Genomic DNA, 21,133 nt, shown 5'->3' with positions numbered 1-21,133 from the left:
ATGGGAGCATGAACCGCCGAACCCGGCTCCTGGCCGTCCCGCTCGCCGCCGCCCTGTTGCTGGGCACCGCGCCCGCCCTGGCCGGCTGCAGCTTCCAGAGCGTGGTGAAGGACGTCTCCGGCGGCAACGTCGACATCGGCGGCACCTCGGTGCCCAGCGACTTCCCCAGCGAGGTGCCGCTCGCGAGCGGAGACGTGGTGTTCGGCGCCGCGCTCGGCTCGGGCGAGAGCAAGGTGTGGAACGTCACGGTGAAGGTGTCCGGCAGCGACGCGTACACCGGCATCCAGAAGCAGCTCACCGACGCCGGCTTCAGCGGCGACTTCGGTGCGCAGGGGCCGAACGGCGGCGGCACCGGCACGTTCTCGAACGGCACGTACGGGGTGCTCGTCGTGGTGACGGACGCCGGCGACAACGGCTGGGTCGCCAACTACTCCGTGTCGAAGGGTGCGGTGCCCACCCCGACCCCGAGCGCCGGGTCCTGAGCACATGTCTGCATTGACTGCATAGCGTTCTTCGGCGACGACAAGAGCGTCATCGCCCTCTCCCGTCCCCGTCTTATAGAGCGAGGGGTGGAGGATCCCCGCGGAGGAGTGGGGATGAAGTCGCATCGCGCCGGCGCGCAGACACCGAGGCGGCGCCGCGGCGGGAAGGCACTGACGCTGGTGGTCTGCGTCGCGCTCGGGGCGTTGCTCGCGATCGGAACACTTCCGAACCACTTCTCGAATGCCGCAGCCATCCCCACGGTCTCGTGCGACACGGACCCGAACATCTTCAACACCGGATACTCCGAGAGCCGCCGAGGCATCGCGGCCGATCGGTCCGTCGACGAACGGTGGCAGGCCCTCGGCGGCGACATGGGAGTCAATCGGGGGTACGGGGCCGTACCTCCGGGGCCCTTGAATCCCACCAGCCTGGCGGGCTTCGTGAACTTCGGCGACGCGTACGTGGGAAAGGTCCACAACGCGTGGCTGTCCAGTCCGTTCGGAAAAGCGCAGTGGATCTCGGCCTACTACGTCTCCCCGACATCGGGAGCGCGCAATCAGAACAGCGAGTGGGCGGACTTCTACTACAGCTTCACCTTCCAGCTCGATGCGAAGGTCGACCGGAGCACGTTCCGGTTGGCGATGGACTACTACGCCGATAACACGGTCCGGGGAGTGTGGGTCAACGGGGTCCTCAAGACCTCGAACAGGGTCGCCCCCTACACCGGGTCGGGATTCACCGACGGCGGTCAGCTGAGCACCGTGCTCAACGGCTTCTCCAGCGGGAGGAACACCATCGTCGTCCAAGTGGGGAGCGCCCCGTCGGCCGAGGGCTTTCTCGCGCAGGTGACGTCGACCAGGCTGTGCTCCTCGCTCACCGTCACCAAGTCGGTGAGCGGCGCCCGGCTGTTCGCCTCCGACCAGTTCACCGTCGCGGCGGCGGACAGTTCCGGTACGGTCGCCAGCGCGACCACCGCCGGCACGGGCACCAGTGCGACCGCGACCGCGGTGGTGGCTCCCGGCGTGTACACGATCACCGACACCCTTGCGCAGGGTTCGCAGGCGACGAGCGGCCAATACAACGGGACGCTCACCTGCACGAACCGGACAGCGCCCGCGACGCCGGTAGCAACGAGTGGAGGCTACCCGCGCTGGCAGGTGACGCTGCCGGAGACGCCCCACGACTACCTCTGCACGGTGACGAACAGGTCGAAATCGTTCGAGGTGAGAAAGACGGTGAATCCACCGCCGCCCGCCGCGGTCCAACCGAATCAGAAGGTCACCTATACGGTCGTGGTGAAGAACACCGGCGGCACCGCCTTCAGCGGGATCGGCACTGATGTGGCGTCGTTCACCGATGACCTGTCGCGCGTCCTCGATGACGCCAAGTACAACGGGGATGCGACCAACGGCGCGGTGGTGACGGGCTCCGTCCTCTCCTGGAAGGGAGCGCTCGCCGTCGGCGGCAGTGCGACCATCACCTACTCGGTCACGGTGAACCCGCTGGGCGCGGGCGACGGCACCCTGGTCAACACGGTCACCGGGGGAAGCCCGTGCTCCAAGCAATGCACGGCGACGACGTCGACGCCCGTGCAGTCGTACATCGTCGAGAAGTCGGCATCCTCCGATCATGCGCTTCCGGGAGACACGGTCCGCTATACCGTGAAGGTGACGAACACCGGCAAGGTCGCCTACACCAGCGCCTCCCCGGCCACGTTCAACGATGACCTGTCCGACGTGCTCAAGGACGCGACGTACAACAACGACGCGAGCGGAGGCGCCACCGTCTCACGAAACGTTCTCTCGTGGTCGGGCGCCCTTCCGATCGGCGGGACGGCGACGATCACCTACACGGTCACCGTCCGGGATCCCGCGCGGGGAGACCGGTCGATGGTGAACACGGTCGTCTCGGCGCCGTCCGGCAGCAACTGCTTCGCGGGGTCCTCCGATTCCCGGTGCACGGTGACGGTTCCCATCCGCGCAGGCGACATCACGTGGCAGAAGGTGGACGCGACGCCGGGGCGCAACCTGCTGTCGGGTTCTGCCTGGAGGCTCACGCCGAAGGGGGGCGGCGGGACACCGATAGAGATCCAGGACTGCGCAGCGACCCCCTGCGCAGGGAGGGATGAAGAGCCCTTGAGCGGCGGGTTCCGACTCACCGGGCTGCGGCCCGGGGCGTACGAGCTCGTGGAGACCCGGGCGCCGTCGGGCTTCCTCCTCTCCACTGACCCGATCTCCGTCACCGTGACGGCGAATGGCGTGGCGAAGTTGAATCCGATCGTGAACAAGCAGGTTCCGGTTCCGGTGCTGCCGTTGACGGGCGGTTTGGGCGCGGACGCGTTGTCGCTGATCGGCGGCGGGCTGCTCGCGCTGACGGCCGTGCTTGCGGGGATACGCCCGCTCGGCGGGTTGCTGCGATCGAGGCGACGCGCGTCCTAGGCGAACAGGCCCGCCCCGACGTACGAGCCCTCGGCGGCGCCGGGCGGCACGGCGAACACGCCGGAGCCGACGTGCCGGACGTACTCGTTCATCAGGTCGTTCGTCGCGAGACGCCGCTGGATCGGGATGAACTGCGTGCGCGGGTCGCGCTGGAACGCGATGAAGAAGAGGCCCGCGTTCAGGCGCCCCAGCTCGTCGTTGCCGTCGACGAAGTTGTAGCCGCGGCGGAGCAGCTGGGCGCCGCCGTTCACACTGGGATGCGCCAGGCGCACGTGCGAATCCGGGTCGATCTTCGTGCCGCCGTCCTTCGCGACCGCGAGGAAGTTCGGCTCGCTGAACTCGGTCCCTCCGGAGAGCGGCGCACCCTCTCCCTTGTCGCGCCCGATGATCCGCTCCTGCTCGCCGAGCTGCTGGCGATCCCAGGTCTCGATGACCATGCGGATCTTGCGGGCGACGAGGTACGAGCCGCCGGCCATCCACCCCGCGCCGTCTCCGGCGGACGCCCACACCTGGTCCTCGACGACCGACTGGTCCTCCGACTTGATGTTGGCCGTGCCGTCTTTGAAGCCGAACAGGTTGCGCGGCGTGGTCTGGCTGCGGGAGGTGGAGGAGGTGCGCCCGAAGCCGAGCTGCGACCAGCGGATCGAGGCGCGCCCGAAGGCGATGCGGGAGAGGTTGCGGATGGCGTGCACGGCGACCTGCGGGTCGTCGCTGCACGCCTGCACGCACAGGTCGCCGCCGCTGATCGCCGGGAGCAGAGCGTCGCCGGCGAACCGCGGGAGGTCGACCAGCGCCTCCGGGCGGCGGGAGGCGATGCCGAACCGGTCCGTCCCGTCCGCCGCGCGGAACAGCGTCGGCCCGAACCCGAACGTCAGCGTCAGGCCGCCCGGCGGCAGGTCGAGCGCCTCGCCGGTGTCGTCCGGGGGAGCATCGCTCGGGCCGGACGCCGGGCCGTACTTCCCGGCCGGTCGGCCCTGCGTCATCCGGGCGGCGGCGACCGTCCAGTCGTTCAGCAGCTCGATCAGGCCGTCGCGGTCGAGTCCGGGCGCGGTGTCGAACGCGGCGAAGTGGAGGCGGTCCTGCGCGGGGGTCGTGATGCCGGCCTGGTGGGCGCCGTAGAAGGGGTAGGTGGCCGACGCTGTCGAGCCGCCGGCGACCGCGCGATCCACCGCCATGCCCGCGCCGAAGCCGACGAGTCCCGCGCCGACCGTCGCCCCGGCGAGGCCGAGGACGCCGCGGCGGGAGAGACCGCGGCCGCGCTCGGCCGGCGCGCCGGAGCGCCCGGCGGCCTCGTCGGCCTCCGGGCGCTCGGCGTCGGGCTGGTGCTGCGTCACGCGATCCCTACTTGACGACGATGGAGGTCAGCCGGCTGAGCGGCTCGCTGAGCGCGTTGACCTGGTCGGACAGCTCCTTGACCTGCTCGGTCGTGAGCTCGGTGTACGGGACGAACCCGTTCCCGCTCTTGTAGGTCGCCAGCGTCGCCGCGATGGTCGTGAACTCGGCGTCGAGCTTCGTGACGACGCTCTTGCCTGCGCTGCCCTTGTTCTCCGCGATGTCGCGGACGACCCCGTACGCCACCTGCGCGCCCTCCAGGTTGGCCTGGAAGTCGTCGAGGTCGGTGTGCGAGAACGCCTCCTCCTCGCCGGTGATCTTGGATCCGGCGACCTCTTCCATCAGGCCGATCGCGCCGTTGGAGATCTGGTCGATCGTCAGGCTGAAGTCCTTCGCCCGGACCAGGTCGTACAGCTTCTGGGTGTCGGAGACGAGCTTGTCCGCGATCGGGCCGCGGGCCGCCCGGTCGGTGGCCGTGTAGCCCGCCGGCGGCCAGAGGTCCTTTTCGATGCGGTGCCAGCCGGTCCACTCCTGGCCCTGCTCCAGGTCGGCCTCGCGCAGGTCGAGGGCCGGGTCGAGGTCGCCGAACTGCTCCGCGGTCGGCTCGATGCGCTCGTAGAAGGAGCGGGCGGAGGCATACTGCGAGCGCGCCGCGGCGTCGTCGCCCGAGGAGTAGGCGGCGGCGAAGGTCTTCGTCGCGGTCAGCAGTGCACCGGCCTGGTCGCGCACGTAGCCGGTGTAGTTGGCGACGGCCTGGGCGACCTGCTTGCTCTCGCTCTCCGTCACCTCCTTGGCGTCCCCCGGGGTCACGGTGAACTTCGCGACGTTGGTTGGCTGCCCGACCATGCCCTTGCGGCAGGCGGAGAAGTAGTCGCCCTCCGCGAGCTGCACGACGTAGTTGACCGTCGTCCCCGGCCCGATGTTCTCCTTCTCGCCGACGATGCGCAGCTTGTCGGTCGCGAGCAGCTCGAACTCGTTCACGTCCTGGCCCGTGTTGGTCACCTGGAAGGTGATCGGTCCGGCCTTCGCCGTGTCGGTGGAGACACTGCACTTCGCGTCGTCGAGCGTGACGGCGATGGCCTCGTCGGTGGCGGAGGCCTTGTTGGGGACGCAGCCGCTCAGCGCTGCGGCGAGCGCGGCGGCGCCGGCGAGGGAGCCGGCGACGGCGACCAGGCGACGGCGGACCGGGCGGTTGTGGGGGACCGGACGGGGTCGGGGCATGGGTGTGCTGTGCTTTCTTTCTCGGGTGCGGTGAGGTGCTGCGGTCAGGACGCAATCGGCGCGTGCGGGGCCGGGGCCGCGCTCGCCGCCGGCTTCGCGGGCCGGGCGGAGGCGCGGTGCTGGCGCACGTAGAAGAAGCCGACGACCGCCAGGTAGCCGACCCATCCTGCGACCTGCAGCAGGGTCGGGCTGGGGTTGAAGTTGAGGATGCCCGCGGCGATCGTGCCGTACCAGCTGGAGGAGGGGATCGCGCGGCTGATGTCGTAGGCGTGGGCTGCGCCGCCGGGGAGGAGCCCGGCCTCCTGCAGGTCGCCGAGCCCGTAGGCGAACACGCCGGCGGCGACGAGGATGAGGAACGCACCCGTCCAGGTGAAGAAGGTGCCGAGGTTGATCTCGACCATGCCGCGGTAGAGCAGGAAGCCCAGGACTGCCGCGCTGGCGAGGCCGAGGAGCGCGCCGACGGCCGGCTCCCAGCTGCCGCCCGTGCTCGCGACCGTCGCCCAGACGAACAGCGACGTCTCGATGCCCTCGCGCCCCACGCTCAGCATGGCGAGGAGCACCACGCCCCAGCCGGCGCCGACCAGGGCCGAGTCGAGGCGGTTGTGGAGGGTGGACTTCATGGTGCGGGCGGTCTTGCCCATCCAGAACACCATCCAGGTGACGAACCCGACCGCGACCAGCGACAGGGTGCCGCCGAGGATCTCCTGCGCCTGGAAGCTCATGCCGTAGGGGCCCCAGGTGAGCACAGCGCCGATGCCGAGCGGCACGACCAGGGCGATGCCGATGCCGATCCACAGCTTGGAGAGCACATCCGTGCGGCCGACCTTCACCACGTAGGCGATGAGGATGGTGACGATGAGGGCCATCTCGAGGCCTTCGCGGAGGCCGATGAGGTAGTTCGCGAGCACGGGGGACCTTCGACGGATCGGTGGGTGGGGTTGGTAAGGCTAACCTTACTCGATCGAGCCTAAGGCACCACCCCGAGTGTGTCCAGATAGGATGCGGAGATGCTCAGCCGGATCGTCAGCGCCGTCCTGCTCGTCCTCGCGGGGGCGGTCTTCGGGGCGATCGGAACCGTCGCCCACCAGCTGACCGTGACGTGGGGAGTGCCTCTGCCGCTCGGGCTGATCGGTGCCCTGCTCGCCTTCACGGCCCTGCTCGTCGGGCTGCGCCTCCTCGGGCACAGCCGTCTGCCCGCCCTGCTGGCGGCGCTCGGCGCGATCGCGGTGATCCTGCTGTTCACCCAGCAGAGCGCCGGGGGCTCCGTGCTGATCCCGAACGATCTGCTCGGCCAGATCTGGCTCGTCGCGCCCATCCTCATCGCGGCCGTGGTGGTCGCCTGGCCGGATGTGCGCGGCCGGCGGGCGAGCGCGCCCGCGAGCGGCGTCTAAGCTAGGAGGACAGCTCCTTCGTGAAGGGATCGGATCCACTGTGACCTACGTCATCGCTCTCCCGTGTGTCGATGTGAAGGACAGGGCGTGTATCGACGAATGCCCTGTCGACTGCATCTACGAGGGCGAACGGTCGCTGTACATCCACCCGGACGAGTGCGTGGACTGCGGCGCCTGCGAGCCGGTCTGCCCGGTCGAGGCGATCTACTACGAGGACGACCTGCCCGAGGAGTGGAAGGACTACTACCGCGCGAACGTGGAGTTCTTCGACGACATCGGCTCGCCCGGCGGCGCCTCGAAGGTCGGAGTGATCCAGAAGGACCACCCGGTCATCGCCGCGCTCCCGCCTCAGGCTCACTGACGTGGCACTGCAGGAGCTGCCCGATTACCCGTGGGACCTGATGGCCCCGTACGCGGAGCGGGCGCGGTCTGCGGTGCCGTTCGGCGACACGACCGGGATCGTCGACCTGTCGATCGGCTCACCGGTCGACCCGACCCCGGGTCTCATCCGTGACGCCCTGGCGGCGGCGACGGATGCGCACGCCTATCCGCTCACGGTCGGCACGCCGGCCCTGCGCGAGGCGATCGCCGCCTGGTTCGAGCGCAGGCGGGGCGTGCCCGGCCTGACGGTGGAGAACGTCCTCCCCACGATCGGCTCGAAGGAGCTCGTGGCGCTGCTGCCGTTCCTGCTCGGCCTGGGGGAGGGCGACGTGGTCGTGCATCCCCGTGCCGCCTACCCGACGTACGCCATCGGCGCAGCAATCGCCGGCGCGACCGCCCTGGCGAGCGACGACCCGGCCGAGTGGCCGGAGCGCACCCGCCTGATCTGGCTGAACTCGCCGGGCAACCCCGACGGGCGCATCCTGTCGGTCGATGAGCTCCGGGCGGCCGTCGCCCGCGCCCGCGAGCTGGGCGCCTACCTTGCGAGCGACGAGTGCTACGCCGAGCTGGGCTGGGACGAGCCGTGGGATGCGGAGCGCGTCCCGAGCGTCCTCGACCCGCGCGTGATCGGCGACGACCGGCGCAACATCCTCGCCGTCTACTCCCTGAGCAAGCAGTCGAACCTCGCGGGGTACCGCGCCGCGTTCGTCGCCGGATGCCGCACGGTGATCGCCCGGCTGGTGAACGTCCGCAAGCACGCGGGCCTCATGCTCCCCGCTCCGCTGCAGGCCGCGATGGTGGCGGCGCTCGCCGACGACCACCACGTCGCCGAGCAGAAGGAGCGCTACCGCGCCAGGCGCGAGCTGCTGAAGCCGGCGCTGGAGTCGGCCGGGTTCCGGATCGACCGGAGCGAAGGCGGGCTCTACCTGTGGGCGACGGAGGGCCGGGACGCCTGGGAGAGCATCGGGCGGCTGGCCGATCTCGGCATCCTCGCCGGTCCGGGTCACTTCTACGGCGTCCACTATCCGGAGCACGTCCGGCTGTCTCTGACGGCCACCGACGAGCGCGTGGCCGCGGCGGCGTCCCGGCTGCGCGCGTTTGGAGACTCCCTCTAACGGGATGGCGGGGCCTTTGCGCGATGCGACAGTTGTCGTCGGCGTTCGTTAGGCTGTACCGGCACGGATTCTTCCGCAGCGTCGCCACGAGCGCCGCTGCATCCTGATCACCAGCAGGACTATCCCACCAGGAGGCGTTGTGAGCGGACTCGGCACCGAGAGCACTGGGACCGAGAAGGCCCCGGCGGAGACGGAGCTCGCCACCGCCGAGCTCAGGTTCCCCGGCGGCGTCGCCGAGTTCCCGATCCGGCCGAGTGTCGACGGGGCGTCGAGCATCGACTTCTCGACGCTGACCAAGCAGACCGGGCTCACCAGCCTCGACTACGGCTTCGTCAACACCGCCGCCACGCGCTCCTCGATCACCTACATCGACGGCGAGCAGGGCATCCTGCGCTACCGCGGGTACCCGATCGAGCAGCTGGCCGAGAACTCCACGTTCCTCGAGGTGGCCTGGCTGCTCATCCACGGCGAGCTTCCCACCCCGTCGGAGCTGTCCGACTTCGACGAGCGCATCCGCCGGCACACCCTGCTGCACGAGGACCTGCGCCGCTTCTTCGACGCCCTCCCGCACGACGCGCACCCGATGTCGGTGCTCTCGAGCGCGGTCTCGGCGCTCTCCACCTTCTACCAGGACTCCCTGAGCGTCTCGGACCCGGAGCAGGTGGAGCTCTCCACCATTCGGCTGCTCGCGAAGCTCCCGGTGATCGCGGCATACGCGCACAAGAAGAGCCTCGGCCAGGCGTTCCTGTACCCGGACAACTCGCTGAGCTTCGTGGACAACTTCCTGCGCCTCAACTTCGGCACCCTGGCGGAGCCGTACGAGGTGAACCCGGTGCTGTCCCGGGCGCTGGAGCGGCTGCTCATCCTGCACGAGGACCACGAGCAGAACGCCTCCACCTCGACCGTGCGCCTCGTCGGCTCGACGCAGGCGAACCTCTTCGCATCCGTCTCCGCCGGCATCAACGCGCTGTACGGGCCGCTCCACGGAGGCGCGAACGAGGCCGTGCTCCAGATGCTCGCCGGCATCCGCGATTCGGGTGAGAGCGTCGCCACCTTCGTCGAGCGGGTGAAGAACAAGGAGGCCGGCGTCAAGCTCATGGGCTTCGGTCACCGGGTCTACAAGAACTTCGACCCGCGGGCCAAGCTCGTGAAGCAGTCCGCCGACGAGGTGCTCGAGGCCCTCGGCGTGCACGACCCGCTGCTCGACATCGCCAAGGAGCTGGAGGAGGTCGCGCTCGCCGACCAGTACTTCATCGACCGCAAGCTGTACCCGAACGTGGACTTCTACACGGGTGTCATCTACAAGGCGATGGGCTTCCCGACGCGGATGTTCACCGTGCTGTTCGCGATCGGCCGGCTTCCCGGCTGGATCGCCCACTGGCGCGAGATGAACCTCGACCCGCAGACCAAGATCGGCCGGCCGCAGCAGCTGTACGTCGGCTCGCCGGAGCGCGACCTCGGCCGCTGACCGTCCGCGAGTGCACAGCGCCATCGGGTACAGTCCTGATGACGGTGACCCCCGGCCGGACGGAGGAGCGACGTGGGCGACGACACTCCGCGGCTGAGGCGGCACCACCGGGTGCTCCGCGCGATCGGCGGGGTGCTGGCCGTGATGCTGGTCCTCGTCGTCGTCGCCGGCGGCGTGGGGGTGTGGACCGTCACGCGGTCGTTCCCGCAGACCTCCGGCTCCGTGACGGTGCCGGGGCTGACGAAGCCCGTCACGGTGTACCGGGACGACGCGGGCATCCCGCAGCTGTCCGCCTCCACCGCGGACGATCTCTTCCGCGCCCAGGGCTACGTGCACGCTCAGGACCGGTTCTGGGAGATGGACTTCCGCCGGCACGTGACCGCCGGCAGGCTGTCGGAGATGTTCGGCGCGAGCCAGGTTCCCACCGACACCTTCATCCGGACCCTCGGCTGGCGGCGCATCGCCGAGCAGGAGGTGAAACTGCTCGACCCGACCGCGTTGCGGTACTACCAGGACTACGCGGACGGTGTGAACGCCTATCTGAAGCAGCGCTCCGGCGCGGAGCTGTCGCTCGAATACGCCGTGCTCGGGTTGCAGAACCCGTCGTACCGCCCGGAGCCGTGGACGCCCGCTGACTCCGTCGCGTGGCTGAAGGCCATGGCCTGGGATCTGCGCTCCAATCTCGAGGACGAGATCGACCGCGCCCTGCTCTCCACCAAGCTCAAGCCCGAGCAGGTCGCGGAGCTGCATCCCGGCTACCCGTACACGCAGCACCCGACGATCACCGACCAGGGCGGCGGCGACCCGCGGACGGTCACCGCCGACGCCGCCCCGCAGGAGAAGCCCGCGTCGGCCGGTGCGGACGCGGACGGCAGCGCCGAAGCGACGGCCGCCGCCGATCCGTCGACCTACGCAGACCGGCTGCAGCAGGTCGCCGCGAGCGTCGACCGTCTGCCACAGTTGATGGGGCCTGCGGGCGACGACATTGGCTCGAACTCGTGGGTGGTCGCCGGAGCGCACACCGCGAGCGGCAAGCCGCTGCTCGCCAACGACCCGCACCTCGGCGCCGCGCTGCCGTCGGTCTGGTACCAGATGGGACTGCACTGCACGACGGTCGGACCCGAGTGCCCGTTCGACGTCTCCGGTTTCAGCTTCTCGGGCTTCCCCGGCATCATCATCGGCCACAACGACCGCATCTCGTGGGGCTTCACCAACCTCGGGCCGGACGTCGCCGACCTCTTCGTCGAGAAGGTGGCGGGCGACTCCTACGAGTACGACGGCGCGCAGGTGCCGCTGCAGAAGCGCACCGAGCGAATCCGCGTCGCCGGCGGCAAGGACGTCACGATCACGGTCCGCTCCACCGTGCACGGGCCGATCGTCACCGACATCGGGGACGCCTACGCCGTCATCGCCAAGGATCAGGCCGGAAAGCTGGGCGTCCCCGCCCAGCAGTTCCAGCTGTCCCTCGCCTGGACGGCGCTCACCCCCGGGCGCACCGCGAACGCCATCTTCGCGTTCGACACCGCTCGAGACTGGGCGAGCTTCCGCGCCGCTGCCGAGGACTTCCAGGTGCCGTCGCAGAACCTCGTCTACGCGGACGTAGACGGTCACATCGGCTATCAAGCCCCCGGTCTTGTCCCGATCCGTGCCGCCGGCGACGGTACCCTGCCGGTGCCCGGATGGACGAGCCAGCACGCGTGGACGGGCACGATCCCGTTCGAGCGGCTGCCGTCGGTCTTCGATCCGCCCTCCGGCTACATCGTCACGGCGAACAATGCGGCGGTGGGGCCGGGCTTCCCCGACCTGATCACCGCGGACTGGGACCAGGGCTACCGGGCGAACCAGATCGAGGTGCGGCTCGCCGCGCTGCTCGGTGCGGGCACCAAGGTCACCGCCAAGGACATGTCGGCGATCCAGGCGGACACCTACGATGCCAGCGCGGCAGCCCTCGTGCCGGTGCTGCGTTCCGTCGCCGCGAAACCCGGCGCCGACGGCGATCTCGTGCGGGCCGCCCGCCTGCTCTCGGGCTGGGACTACCGCGATGACGGCGACAGCGCCCCGGCGGCGTACTTCGCCGTGTTCTGGAAGACGCTGCTGCACGACATGTTCGCGCGGAAGCTGCCCGCGGCGACGGCTCCGACCGGAGGCGACCGCTGGTTCACCGTCGTCGGCTCGCTGCTGACGCAGCAGGACTCCTCGTGGTGGGCGGACTCCGACCTCGGCGTCGCCGACCGCGACGAGATGATCGCGCATGCGGCCGCCGCCGCCTGGGCCGAGACTCGCCGGCTGCTCGGCGGCGACGCGGCGTCGTGGCGGTGGGACAGCCTCCACACGCTCACGCTGAAGAACGCCAGCCTGGGCGAGTCGGGCGTCGCGCCCGTCGAATGGCTGCTGAACCGCGGCCCGTGGCACGTGGGCGGCGGCTCCAGCATCGTGGACGCGACGGGATGGGACGCCTCCGAGGACTTCACCGTGAACCGTGTGCCGTCGATGCGGATGGTGGTCGACCTCTCCGACTTCGACCGCAGCACCTGGATCAACCTGACGGGCGCCTCCGGTCACGCTTTCGACCCGCATTACACGGACCAGGCGGACCTCTGGGCCGCCGGGAAGACGAGAGCGTGGCCGTTCAGCTCCGCCGCGGTGAAGAAGGCGGCCACGCAGACGCTGACGCTCCGCCCGGCGGGCTGAGAGTGTTTCGAGGGGACTAGCGGCTTCGTTCATGCCCCGAGCCTCGCTGAGCATGGCCGAGGCCGCCGCGCGTCCACACGATCTGTGGAGAACGTGACTCGGCGGACGCCTGTGGGCACCGCCGAACGGCAGGCGGCTCCAGCGCGGGCACGTCATCATCCGTGCAGGTGACCCGTCTCAATGGATGAGGCTCTTCAGGCCTCGGCCGGGGGAGGACCATGTGAGCTGGATGCCGAGCAGTCGCGCGCACCGAAGAGACCGCCTCGGTGCCGACCATCTGCGGTCGCGCCGCCGCGTCGGCCCGCTGCGAGTCCTGGGTTTGGGTCTGGCCGTGCTCCTGGCGCTGGTCGTTGCTGTGGGCGGGCTGGGGGTCTGGACGGTGGCGCGTTCTCTTCCCCAGACGTCGGGGCGGCTTGATCTCCCGAGCCTGTCGAACCCGGTCACGGTGCACCGGGACGATGCAGGCGTTCCGCAGCTGTCGGGATCCACTCCCGACGACGTGTTTCGTGCGCAAGGCTTCGTCCATGCACAGGACCGCTTCTGGGAGATGGACTTCCGGCGTCATCTGACCGCCGGCCGTCTGTCCGAGATGTTCGGTGAACGGTTGGTGGACACCGACGTGTTCATCCGGACGCTGGGTTGGCGGAAGGTCGCCGAAGAGGAGGTGAAGCTCCTCGATCCGACTTCGCTGCGCTACTACCGGGCCTACGCCGACGGAGTGAACGCGTACCTGAAGCAGCGCACCGGACTGGGACTCTCCCTGGAGTACGCGGTTCTGGGTCTCCAGAATCCCTCGTACCAGCCGAAGCCGTGGACGCCGGCCGATTCGATCGCGTGGCTCAAAGCCATGGCGTGGGATCTCCTCTCCAGCCTGGGCGCCGAGACGAATCGTGCTCTGCTGGCCACGAAACTGACTCCGGACCTCGTCGACGAGTTGTACCCGGAGTATCCGTACGACGACCATCCGACCGTCACCGATCAGGGGGAGGGCGATTCGGCTGCACCGGCAGACCCGTTGCGTCCGTCGGCTGCCGTCGACCGAGCCGCACCGAAGGACGTGGGCGACGTTCTCCCTGTGCTCGCGGAGTTGCTGACCCCGCGGGAGGGCGAGATCGGCTCGAACTCATGGGTCGTCTCGGGAGCGCACACGACGAGCGGCAAGCCGTTGCTCGCCAACGATCCGCACCTCGGCGCGGCGATGCCGTCCGTCTGGTACCAGATGGGACTCCGATGCACGCAGGTGAACGACTCGTGTCCGTTCGACGTTTCGGGTTTCACGTTCGCCGGCCTGCCGGGCGTGGTGATCGGGCACAACGACCGGATCTCGTGGGGTTTCACCAACCTCGCACCGGACGTGTCCGACCTGTTCCTGGAGAAGGTAACCGGAGGCGCCTACGAATACGCGGGCGAGCAGGTGTCGCTCACCAGCCGCACCGAACGCATCCGGGTGGCCGGTGGGGAGGACGTCACGATAACGGTTCGTTCCACCCGACACGGCCCGATCATCTCAGACCACGGCGGCCCCTACGCAACGATCGCCGAAGACAGCGCGGAGAAGCTCGGACTGCCTGCTGACGGGGTCGCGGTCTCGCTCGCTTGGACGGGTTCCACGCCGGGCACAGGTGCATCCGCGACGTTCGCACTGAATGTCGCCCGCGACTGGGAGAGCTTCCGCGACGCCGCGAAGCTCTTCGACGTCCCGTCCCAGAATCTGATCTATGCGGATGTGGAAGGGCACATTGGATACCAGGCGCCGGGCCGGATTCCCGTCCGCGCCGAGGGAGACGGCCGGGCGCCCGTTCCCGGCTGGACCGGTCGGTATGACTGGACCGGGGCGATCCCGTTCGAGCAGCTGCCTGCTGTGTACGATCCTCCCTCCGGCTTCGTCGTGACGGCCAACAACCCTGTCGTGGGTCCTGAGCACCCGCAGCTCATCGCCCGGGACTGGGACTACGGCTATCGCGCCGACCAGATCGACGCGCGACTGACGGAGTTCATCGTGAGCGGCAGGAAGATCGACTCAGCAGACATGTCATCCATTCAGCTGGATACGTATGACGCGAACGCCGCGACCCTGGTGCCTGTGCTCAGCCGGATCGCGGACGGCCCGGATGCGGCGAGCGGTGTTCGCAACGCGGCGCGGCTACTCGAGGACTGGGACTTCCATGACGATGCCGACAGTGCGGAGGCCGCGTACTTCGCCGTCTTCTGGTCCGAACTGCTCAAGCAGTCATTCGGCCGAAAGCTGCCCGACGACGCACAGCCGAGCGGCGGAAGTCGTTGGTTCTCCGTCGTCGAGAGGCTGCTCGACCAGCCTGACTCGGCGTGGTGGGACGACGCCGAACTGGGCATCCATGGCCGTGACCGGATGATCTCTCACGCGGCTGAACGTGCATGGGACACGTCGAAGCGTCTGATGGGAGACGACCCGGAGGACTGGCAGTGGGGACGCCTCCACACGCTCACACTGGTGCACCCCGCCCTGGGTCGATCGGGGATATCGGCCGCCGAGTGGCTGTTCAACCGCGGCGCATGGCCCGTGAGCGGAGGAACGAGCGTGGTCAACGCCACCGCATGGGACGCCGCAGCGGGCTTCGGCGCGGATCTGGTGCCATCGATGCGGATGGTCGTCGACTTGGACGACTTCGACCGAAGCACCTGGATCAACCTCACGGGTGCCTCTGGGCACGCGTTCGATCCTCACTACGCCGACCAGACCGAGCTCTGGGCGCTGGGGGAGTCCCGGCCGTGGCCGTTCAGCCCCACCGCAGTGAAGAGGGCCGCCGACCGGACGCTGACACTGCGGCCGAGCGGCTGATCCCGGACGACGAACCGGCGGCAGCGTCAGCCCTCCGCGGTGAGCGCCGCCCAGGCCATCCGCTCCAGCACGGGACGCACCGCGGCCGCCGCGACCGGCGCTCCGCCGACCCGCGCCGTGTGCGGCGTCGAGTTGAGGAGCCCGAAGGTGCCCTGCACCCGCACGCGCAGCTCGTCTTCGGTGAGCGCGGGCTGGAGCCCGGCGAGGACGCGCATCCACACTTCGATGTAGCGTCGCTGCAGCCGGCGCACCTGCCGGCGTGCGGCCTCCGTCAGCGCGTCGAGGTCGCGGTCCTGCACGCGGATGGTGTCGGGCTCGCCGAGAGCGAAGTCGATGTGGAAGCCGATCAGCGAGCGGAGGCCGGAGCCGGCGTCGGCGGCGGCCGCCTCGACGGCCTCGCCCCCGGCGAGCAGCCGCTCGCTCACCCCGACCAGCAGCGCCTCGAGCACGGCCTGCTTGGAGGCGAAGTGCCGGTACACCGCGGGGCCGCTCACTCCGACCGCCGCACCGAGGTCCTCGATCGACACGCCGTTGAAGCCGCGCTCGGCGAAGAGCCCGGCGGCCGCCTCCAGCAGGGCCGCGCGGCGGTCGGCCTTCGCCTGGCTGCGCTGCGTGGGGCGCTCCAGGGGTGCGGTGGGGCCGGGGTGGGTCATCGTCCTCGATGCGGTCGGGCCGGTCGTCGGCGAAGGCTGGACTTTTCGGTTAATGAACACTAACCTAAAACCGAGTTAGTGACCACTAACCGAATGTCGACGACGACACACGGAGCAGCATGCCGACCCTGACCAGCGAGGCGTCCGCCACGGACGCCCGGTTCGAGCAGAACGACGCCGCCCAGCGGGAGCTCGTCGCCGACCTGCGCCGGCGGCTCGCCACCGCCGCCGAGGGCGGGCCGGAGCGCGCCCGCGAACGGCACGTCGCCCGCGGCAAGCTCCTCCCGCGCGACCGCATCGACGCCCTGCTCGACGAGGGGAGCCCGTTCCTGGAGCTCGCGACCCTCGCGGCGACCGGGATGTACGGCGACGAGAGCCCGGCCGCGGGCGTGATCGCCGGCATCGGCCTGGTCGCCGGGCGGCACGTCATGATCGTCTGCAACGACGCCACGGTCAAAGGCGGCACCTACTACCCGATGACGGTCAAGAAGCACCTGCGCGCCCAGGAGGTCGCGCTGGAGAACCGCCTGCCCTGCATCTACCTGGTCGACTCCGGCGGCGCCTTCCTGCCCATGCAGGACGAGGTGTTCCCCGACCGCGACCACTTCGGCCGCATCTTCTACAACCAGGCCCGGCTGTCGGCGGCGAAGATCCCGCAGATCGCGGCCGTCCTCGGCTCGTGCACCGCGGGTGGCGCGTACGTGCCCGCGATGAGCGACGAGACCGTCATCGTGCGCAACCAGGGGACGATCTTCCTCGGCGGCCCTCCGTTGGTGAAAGCGGCGATCGGCGAGGTCGTCACCGCGGAGGAGCTCGGCGGCGGCGACCTGCACGCCCGCACCTCCGGCGTGGTCGACCACCTGGCCGAGGACGACGAGCACGCGCTCGCCATCGTCCGCGACATCGTCGTGACCCTCCCGCCGCCGGCATCGCCCGCGTGGCCCGTCGCAGACGCCGTCGCACCCGCGGCCGACCCGGAGGAGCTGTACGGCGTCGTCCCGGTCGACGTGCAGGCGCCGTACGACGTGCACGAGGTGATCGCGCGGATCGTCGACGGCAGCGGCTTCGAGGAGTTCAAGCCCGAGTACGGCACGACACTCGTCACCGGCTTCGCGCGCATCCACGGCCACCCGGTCGGCATCGTCGCCAACAACGGCGTGCTGTTCAGCGAGTCGGCGCTGAAGGGCGCCCACTTCATCGAGCTGTGCGACCAGCGCGGGATCCCGTTGCTCTTCCTGCAGAACATCTCCGGCTTCATGGTCGGCCGCGACTACGAGGCGGGCGGCATCGCCAAGAACGGCGCCAAGATGGTCACGGCCGTCGCGACCACACGCGTCCCGAAACTCACCGTGGTCATCGGCGGGTCGTTCGGCGCGGGCAACTACTCGATGTGCGGCCGGGCCTACTCGCCGCGCTTCCTCTGGATGTGGCCGGCGGCCCGCATCTCGGTGATGGGCGGCCAGCAGGCGTCCAGCGTGCTCGCCACGGTCAAGCGCGACCAGCTGGAAGCCCGGGGTGAGGACTGGCCGGCAGAGGAGGAGGCGGCCTTCCGCGCCCCCATCGCCGCGCAGTACGAGGAGCAGGGCAACCCGTACTACTCGACCGCCCGGCTGTGGGACGACGGCGTGATCGACCCGGCCGAGACCCGCACCGTGCTCGGGCTCGCGCTCGACGTGATCTCGCGCTCCCCGCTCCCCGACACGGCCTTCGGGCTCTTCCGGATGTGATCGCCGTGACCTCGCGCCTCTTCGATACCGTGCTCGTCGCCAACCGCGGCGAGATCGCCTGCCGTGTCATCCGTACCCTCCGCCGTCTCGGCATCCGGTCGGTCGCCGTCTACAGCGACGCCGACGTGGAGGCACCGCATGTCGCGCTGGCCGACGTCGCCGTCCGGCTGGGGCCCGCGGCGGCCCGGGAGAGCTACCTGGATGTGGACGCGATCCTCGATGCCGCCAGCCGTACGGGCGCCCAGGCGGTGCATCCCGGGTACGGCTTCCTCTCCGAGAACCCCGCGCTCGCCGAGGCGTGCGCTGCCGCCGGGGTCGCTTTCGTGGGCCCCGGCGTCCACGCGCTGCAGGTGATGGGCGACAAGATCACGGCGAAGCACGCGGTCGCTGAGTACGACGTCCCGACCATCCCGGGCATCGCCGAGCCGGGGCTCGACGACGACGCGCTCATCGCGGCGGCGGAGCGGATCGGCTTCCCGGTGCTGGTCAAGCCGTCCGCCGGCGGCGGAGGCAAGGGCATGCAGGCCGTGCATGCGCCGGCCGAACTGCCGGAGGCGCTGCGGGCGGCCCGCCGGGTCGCGGCGGCCGCGTTCGGCGACGACACCCTCTTCCTGGAGCGCCTGGTCGCGTCCCCGCGGCACATCGAGGTGCAGGTGCTCGCCGACCGTCACGGCGGGATCGTGCACCTGGGGGAGCGCGAGTGCTCGCTGCAGCGCCGCCACCAGAAGGTGGTGGAGGAGGCGCCGTCGCCGCTCCTGGACGAGGCGACGCGGGAGCGCATCGGCGCGGCCGCGTGCCGGGTCGCCGCGAGCGTCGGCTACGAGGGCGCGGGGACCGTCGAGTTCCTGGTGTCGGCGGACGCACCGGACGAGTTCTTCTTCATGGAGATGAACACCCGGCTGCAGGTGGAGCATCCTGTCACCGAGCTGGTGACCGGGCTCGATCTCGTCGAGCAGCAGCTGCGGATCGCTGCGGGCGAGCCGCTCGCGTTCGAGCAGGCCGACGTGACGCTGACCGGCCACGCGGTGGAGGCGCGGGTGTACGCCGAGGATCCGGAGCGCGGCTTCCTGCCGGCCGGCGGCCGGGTGATCGCGCTGCGCGAACCCGAGGGCGAGGGGATCCGGGTGGACAGCGGGCTCGCGGCGGGCATCCCGATCGTCACCGACTACGACCCGATGCTGGCCAAGGTGATCGCCTGGGGCGCCGACCGCGGCGAGGCGCTCGCCCGGCTGCGCGGCGCGCTGGCGGGCACGAGCATCCTCGGCTCGGTGACGAACGTCTCCTGGCTGCGCGACCTGGTCTCCGACGCGGACGTGGTGGACGGCCGGATGGACACGATGCTGATCGACCGCCGGTTCGCCGACGCGCAGCCCGTTCCCGCCTCCGACGAGGAGCTGATCGCGGCAGCGCTGATCGCCCACGCCGACCGCCGGCGGACGCCGCCGGAGGCCGTCGGAGCGCTGTGGGGCACCGCGTCGGGCTGGCGCCTCGGCCGCCCGCGTCCCGTCCGCTACGACATCGACGGAACCGTGGTCGCCGTCAGCGGGGAACCGGAGGACGCCGCGGTGACGGTCGGCGCCGCCGCACCCCGCCGGGCGTCCGTGCGGCTCCGGGACGCCGCCGCCCCGGGCGGGCCGGCCGTCGCGCTCCTCTCCCTCGACGGGATCACGGAGCGCTTCGACCTCGCCCGCGACGGCGACACCCTGTGGCTGGCCCGCGACGGACGCGCCCGCGCGCTGCGGCTCCGCGACCGCGCCGCCCGCCTGGCCGAGCGGCTCGCGGCCGTCGAGCGCGGGGAGTCGGCCGCGCATCCCGAGCTCCGGTCGCCGATGCCGGGCACCGTGGTCGCCGTCCCCGTCGCGGACGGCGCCCGGGTGGAGACCGGCGACACGGTCGTCGTCGTGGAGGCGATGAAGATGGAGCACCGCCTCGTCGCCCCCGCTGCAGGCACGGTCTCGGTGCAGGTCGCGCCCGGCGACCTGGTCCGCCTCGACCAGGTGGTCGCGCGCGTCGACGCCGAGGAGCCGGCCACCGCATCCACCTCCCCCTTCACCGATGTGCCGCCCGAGGAGGCGGACGCGACGCCGGCACCTCCGGCCGCCGCCCAGCGATAGGCCCCACGAGAGCCGAGCAACGAGAGACAGGAAACGCATGACCATGCAGATGGATCGCCCGGCGGACACCGATGTCGCCGGATTCGAGCTCACCGACGAGCAGCGCCGCCTCCGCGACCAGGTGCGCGACTTCGCCGACACCGTCGTCGCCCCGGCCGCCTACGAGTACGACACCAAGCGCAGCCTCCCGTACGACATCATCGCCGAGATGGGGCGGATGGGCCTGTTCGGGCTGCCGTTCCCCGTCGAGTACGGCGGCCAGGGCAAGGACTACCTGTCCCTGTGCCTCGCGGTGGAGCAGCTGGGCCGGGTCGACCAGTCGATCGGCGTCACCCTGGAGGCCGGCGTCGGCCTCGGCGCCATGCCCATCTACCGCAGCGGCACCGAGGAGCAGAAGCAGGAGTGGCTGCCGATGCTCGCGCGCGGCGAGGCGCTCGCCGGGTTCGGGCTGACGGAGGCGGAGGCCGGATCGGATGCGTCGGGCACCAAGACCACGGCCGAGCTGCGCGACGGGGAGTGGGTGATCAACGGCACCAAGCAATTCATCACCAACTCGGGGTCGGACATCACCCGGCTCGTGACCATCACCGCCGTGACCGGCGAGTCCCGCCGCGACGACGGCACGGTGAAGAAGGAGCTGTCGGCGATCCTCGTGCCGAGTGGCACGCCGGGATTCGTCGCCGAACCGGTGTACGACAAAGTCGGCTGGCACACCTCCGACACGCACCCGCTCACGCTGACCGACGTCCACGTGCCCGAGGCGAACCTTCTGGGGGAGCGCGGCCGCGGCTACTCCAACTTCCTCGCGACCCTCGACGAGGGCCGGGTGGCGTTCGCGGCGCTCTGCACCGGTGCCGCGCAGGGCTGCCTGGAGGAGGCGCTCCGCTACGCGAAGAGCCGCAACGTGTTCGGCCGGCCGATCGGCTCCAACCAGCACATCGCCTTCAAACTCGCCCGGATGCAGGCCCGCGTGCACGCCGCGCGCCTCGCCTACTACGACGCCTGCTTCAAGCTGATGGCCGGGCAGCCGTTCAAGCTGGAGGCCTCGATCGCGAAGCTGGTCGGCAGCGAGGCCGCGATGGACAACGCCCGCGACGCGACGCAGATCTTCGGCGGCTACGGCTTCCTCAACGAGAACCCGGTCGCCCGGCACTACCGCGACTCGAAGATCCTGGAGATCGGCGAGGGCACAAGCGAGGTGCAGCTCATGATCATCTCCCGCGCGCTGGGCTTCGACGCCTAACCTGATCCACAAGCCATCTGCTCCTGAGTTCTTCGAGTTCTCGACGGCGTGTCGGTCG

Annotated in this window: 15 protein-coding genes; 11 read left to right on the top strand and 4 right to left on the bottom strand. The window is 70.3% G+C overall.

The genetic code is table 11. From position 1 onward, the window contains the following. Window positions 1–8: 8 nt before the first annotated feature. On the top strand, window positions 9–482 hold the full coding sequence (locus tag HNO83_RS17190; RefSeq protein ID WP_175338754.1) for a hypothetical protein: 474 nt from the start codon (window positions 9–11) through the stop codon (window positions 480–482). Window positions 483–596: 114 nt separating this feature from the next. Then, window positions 597–2,921, top strand: a complete 2,325-nt coding sequence (locus HNO83_RS17185; RefSeq protein ID WP_175338753.1) for an MSCRAMM family protein — start codon at window positions 597–599, stop codon at window positions 2,919–2,921. On the opposite strand, the gene efeB is transcribed toward HNO83_RS17185, so the two are convergent. From efeB to efeU, 3 genes are read right to left on the bottom strand one after another with little or no spacing between them, the layout of a single operon-like run. Continuing rightward, window positions 2,918–4,255 carry an iron uptake transporter deferrochelatase/peroxidase subunit gene (gene efeB, locus HNO83_RS17180; RefSeq protein WP_175338752.1) on the bottom strand — a complete coding sequence of 446 codons (1,338 nt, stop codon included), beginning with the start codon at window positions 4,253–4,255 and terminating at the stop codon, window positions 2,918–2,920. The genes HNO83_RS17185 and efeB overlap by 4 nt on opposite strands. A 7-nt stretch (window positions 4,256–4,262) precedes the next feature. Then, complete coding sequence (gene efeO, locus HNO83_RS17175) at window positions 4,263–5,474, bottom strand: iron uptake system protein EfeO (protein WP_175338751.1); 1,212 nt, start codon at window positions 5,472–5,474, stop codon at window positions 4,263–4,265. 44 nt (window positions 5,475–5,518) lie between these two features. After that, the gene (efeU, locus tag HNO83_RS17170) at window positions 5,519–6,382 is read right to left on the bottom strand and encodes an iron uptake transporter permease EfeU (protein WP_175338750.1); all 864 of its coding nucleotides are present in this window, start codon (window positions 6,380–6,382) and stop codon (window positions 5,519–5,521) included. 99 nt (window positions 6,383–6,481) lie between these two features. Between efeU and HNO83_RS17165 the strand changes: the two genes are divergently transcribed. The 6 genes from HNO83_RS17165 (at window position 6,482) to HNO83_RS17140 (ending at window position 15,338) form a co-directional block, all read left to right on the top strand. Beyond that, the gene (locus HNO83_RS17165; protein WP_175338749.1) at window positions 6,482–6,865 is read left to right on the top strand and encodes a hypothetical protein; all 384 of its coding nucleotides are present in this window, start codon (window positions 6,482–6,484) and stop codon (window positions 6,863–6,865) included. A gap of 40 nt (window positions 6,866–6,905) precedes the next feature. After that, the gene (gene fdxA / locus HNO83_RS17160; RefSeq protein WP_121261659.1) at window positions 6,906–7,226 is read left to right on the top strand and encodes a ferredoxin; all 321 of its coding nucleotides are present in this window, start codon (window positions 6,906–6,908) and stop codon (window positions 7,224–7,226) included. A gap of 1 nt (window position 7,227) precedes the next feature. Further along, the gene (gene dapC / locus HNO83_RS17155) at window positions 7,228–8,361 is read left to right on the top strand and encodes a succinyldiaminopimelate transaminase (protein ID WP_349627274.1); all 1,134 of its coding nucleotides are present in this window, start codon (window positions 7,228–7,230) and stop codon (window positions 8,359–8,361) included. 139 nt (window positions 8,362–8,500) lie between these two features. Beyond that, a complete protein-coding gene (locus tag HNO83_RS17150) occupies window positions 8,501–9,829 on the top strand; it encodes a citrate synthase (RefSeq protein ID WP_175338748.1) in 1,329 nt (442 codons plus the stop codon). Between the two features lie 72 nt (window positions 9,830–9,901). Then, window positions 9,902–12,520 (top strand): penicillin acylase family protein, encoded by a 2,619-nt coding sequence (locus tag HNO83_RS17145; RefSeq protein WP_175338747.1) that lies wholly within the window; start codon window positions 9,902–9,904, stop codon window positions 12,518–12,520. Between the two features lie 331 nt (window positions 12,521–12,851). Beyond that, window positions 12,852–15,338 carry a penicillin acylase family protein gene (locus HNO83_RS17140; RefSeq protein WP_349627273.1) on the top strand — a complete coding sequence of 829 codons (2,487 nt, stop codon included), beginning with the start codon at window positions 12,852–12,854 and terminating at the stop codon, window positions 15,336–15,338. Window positions 15,339–15,364: 26 nt separating this feature from the next. On the opposite strand, the gene HNO83_RS17135 is transcribed toward HNO83_RS17140, so the two are convergent. Beyond that, window positions 15,365–15,991: an SACE_7040 family transcriptional regulator gene (locus HNO83_RS17135; protein ID WP_283810123.1), complete on the bottom strand. Its 627-nt coding sequence runs from the start codon at window positions 15,989–15,991 to the stop codon at window positions 15,365–15,367. 119 nt (window positions 15,992–16,110) lie between these two features. On the opposite strand from HNO83_RS17135, the gene HNO83_RS17130 reads away from it, so the two are divergent. The 3 genes from HNO83_RS17130 to HNO83_RS17120 are packed head-to-tail and all read left to right on the top strand — an operon-like array spanning window position 16,111 to window position 21,075. Continuing rightward, window positions 16,111–17,718: a carboxyl transferase domain-containing protein gene (locus HNO83_RS17130; protein WP_175338746.1), complete on the top strand. Its 1,608-nt coding sequence runs from the start codon at window positions 16,111–16,113 to the stop codon at window positions 17,716–17,718. A 5-nt stretch (window positions 17,719–17,723) separates the two neighbouring features. Continuing rightward, window positions 17,724–19,832, top strand: coding sequence for an acetyl/propionyl/methylcrotonyl-CoA carboxylase subunit alpha (locus HNO83_RS17125; protein ID WP_175338745.1), 2,109 nt, complete (start codon window positions 17,724–17,726; stop codon window positions 19,830–19,832). A 37-nt stretch (window positions 19,833–19,869) separates the two neighbouring features. Further along, entirely contained in the window at window positions 19,870–21,075 is a 1,206-nt protein-coding gene (locus tag HNO83_RS17120; protein ID WP_175338744.1) for an acyl-CoA dehydrogenase family protein, read from the top strand. The last annotated feature ends 58 nt before the right edge of the window (window positions 21,076–21,133 follow it).

Source organism: Leifsonia sp. C5G2 (assembly GCF_013359685.1).
Taxonomy (GTDB): Bacteria; Actinomycetota; Actinomycetes; order Actinomycetales; family Microbacteriaceae; genus Leifsonia.
Note: the sequence above shows the minus strand (reverse complement) of the source record. Positions and strands in the feature narration are given on the sequence as shown.

Coding starts and splice junctions, on each gene's coding strand:
- HNO83_RS17190 (WP_175338754.1), top strand. CDS start 9: ATGAACCGCCGAACCCGGCTCCTGGCCGTCCCGCTCGCCGCCGCCCTG.
- HNO83_RS17185 (WP_175338753.1), top strand. CDS start 597: ATGAAGTCGCATCGCGCCGGCGCGCAGACACCGAGGCGGCGCCGCGGC.
- efeO (WP_175338751.1), bottom strand. CDS start 5,474: ATGCCCCGACCCCGTCCGGTCCCCCACAACCGCCCGGTCCGCCGTCGC.
- HNO83_RS17165 (WP_175338749.1), top strand. CDS start 6,482: ATGCTCAGCCGGATCGTCAGCGCCGTCCTGCTCGTCCTCGCGGGGGCG.
- HNO83_RS17135 (WP_283810123.1), bottom strand. CDS start 15,991: ATGACCCACCCCGGCCCCACCGCACCCCTGGAGCGCCCCACGCAGCGC.
- HNO83_RS17130 (WP_175338746.1), top strand. CDS start 16,111: ATGCCGACCCTGACCAGCGAGGCGTCCGCCACGGACGCCCGGTTCGAG.
- HNO83_RS17120 (WP_175338744.1), top strand. CDS start 19,870: ATGACCATGCAGATGGATCGCCCGGCGGACACCGATGTCGCCGGATTC.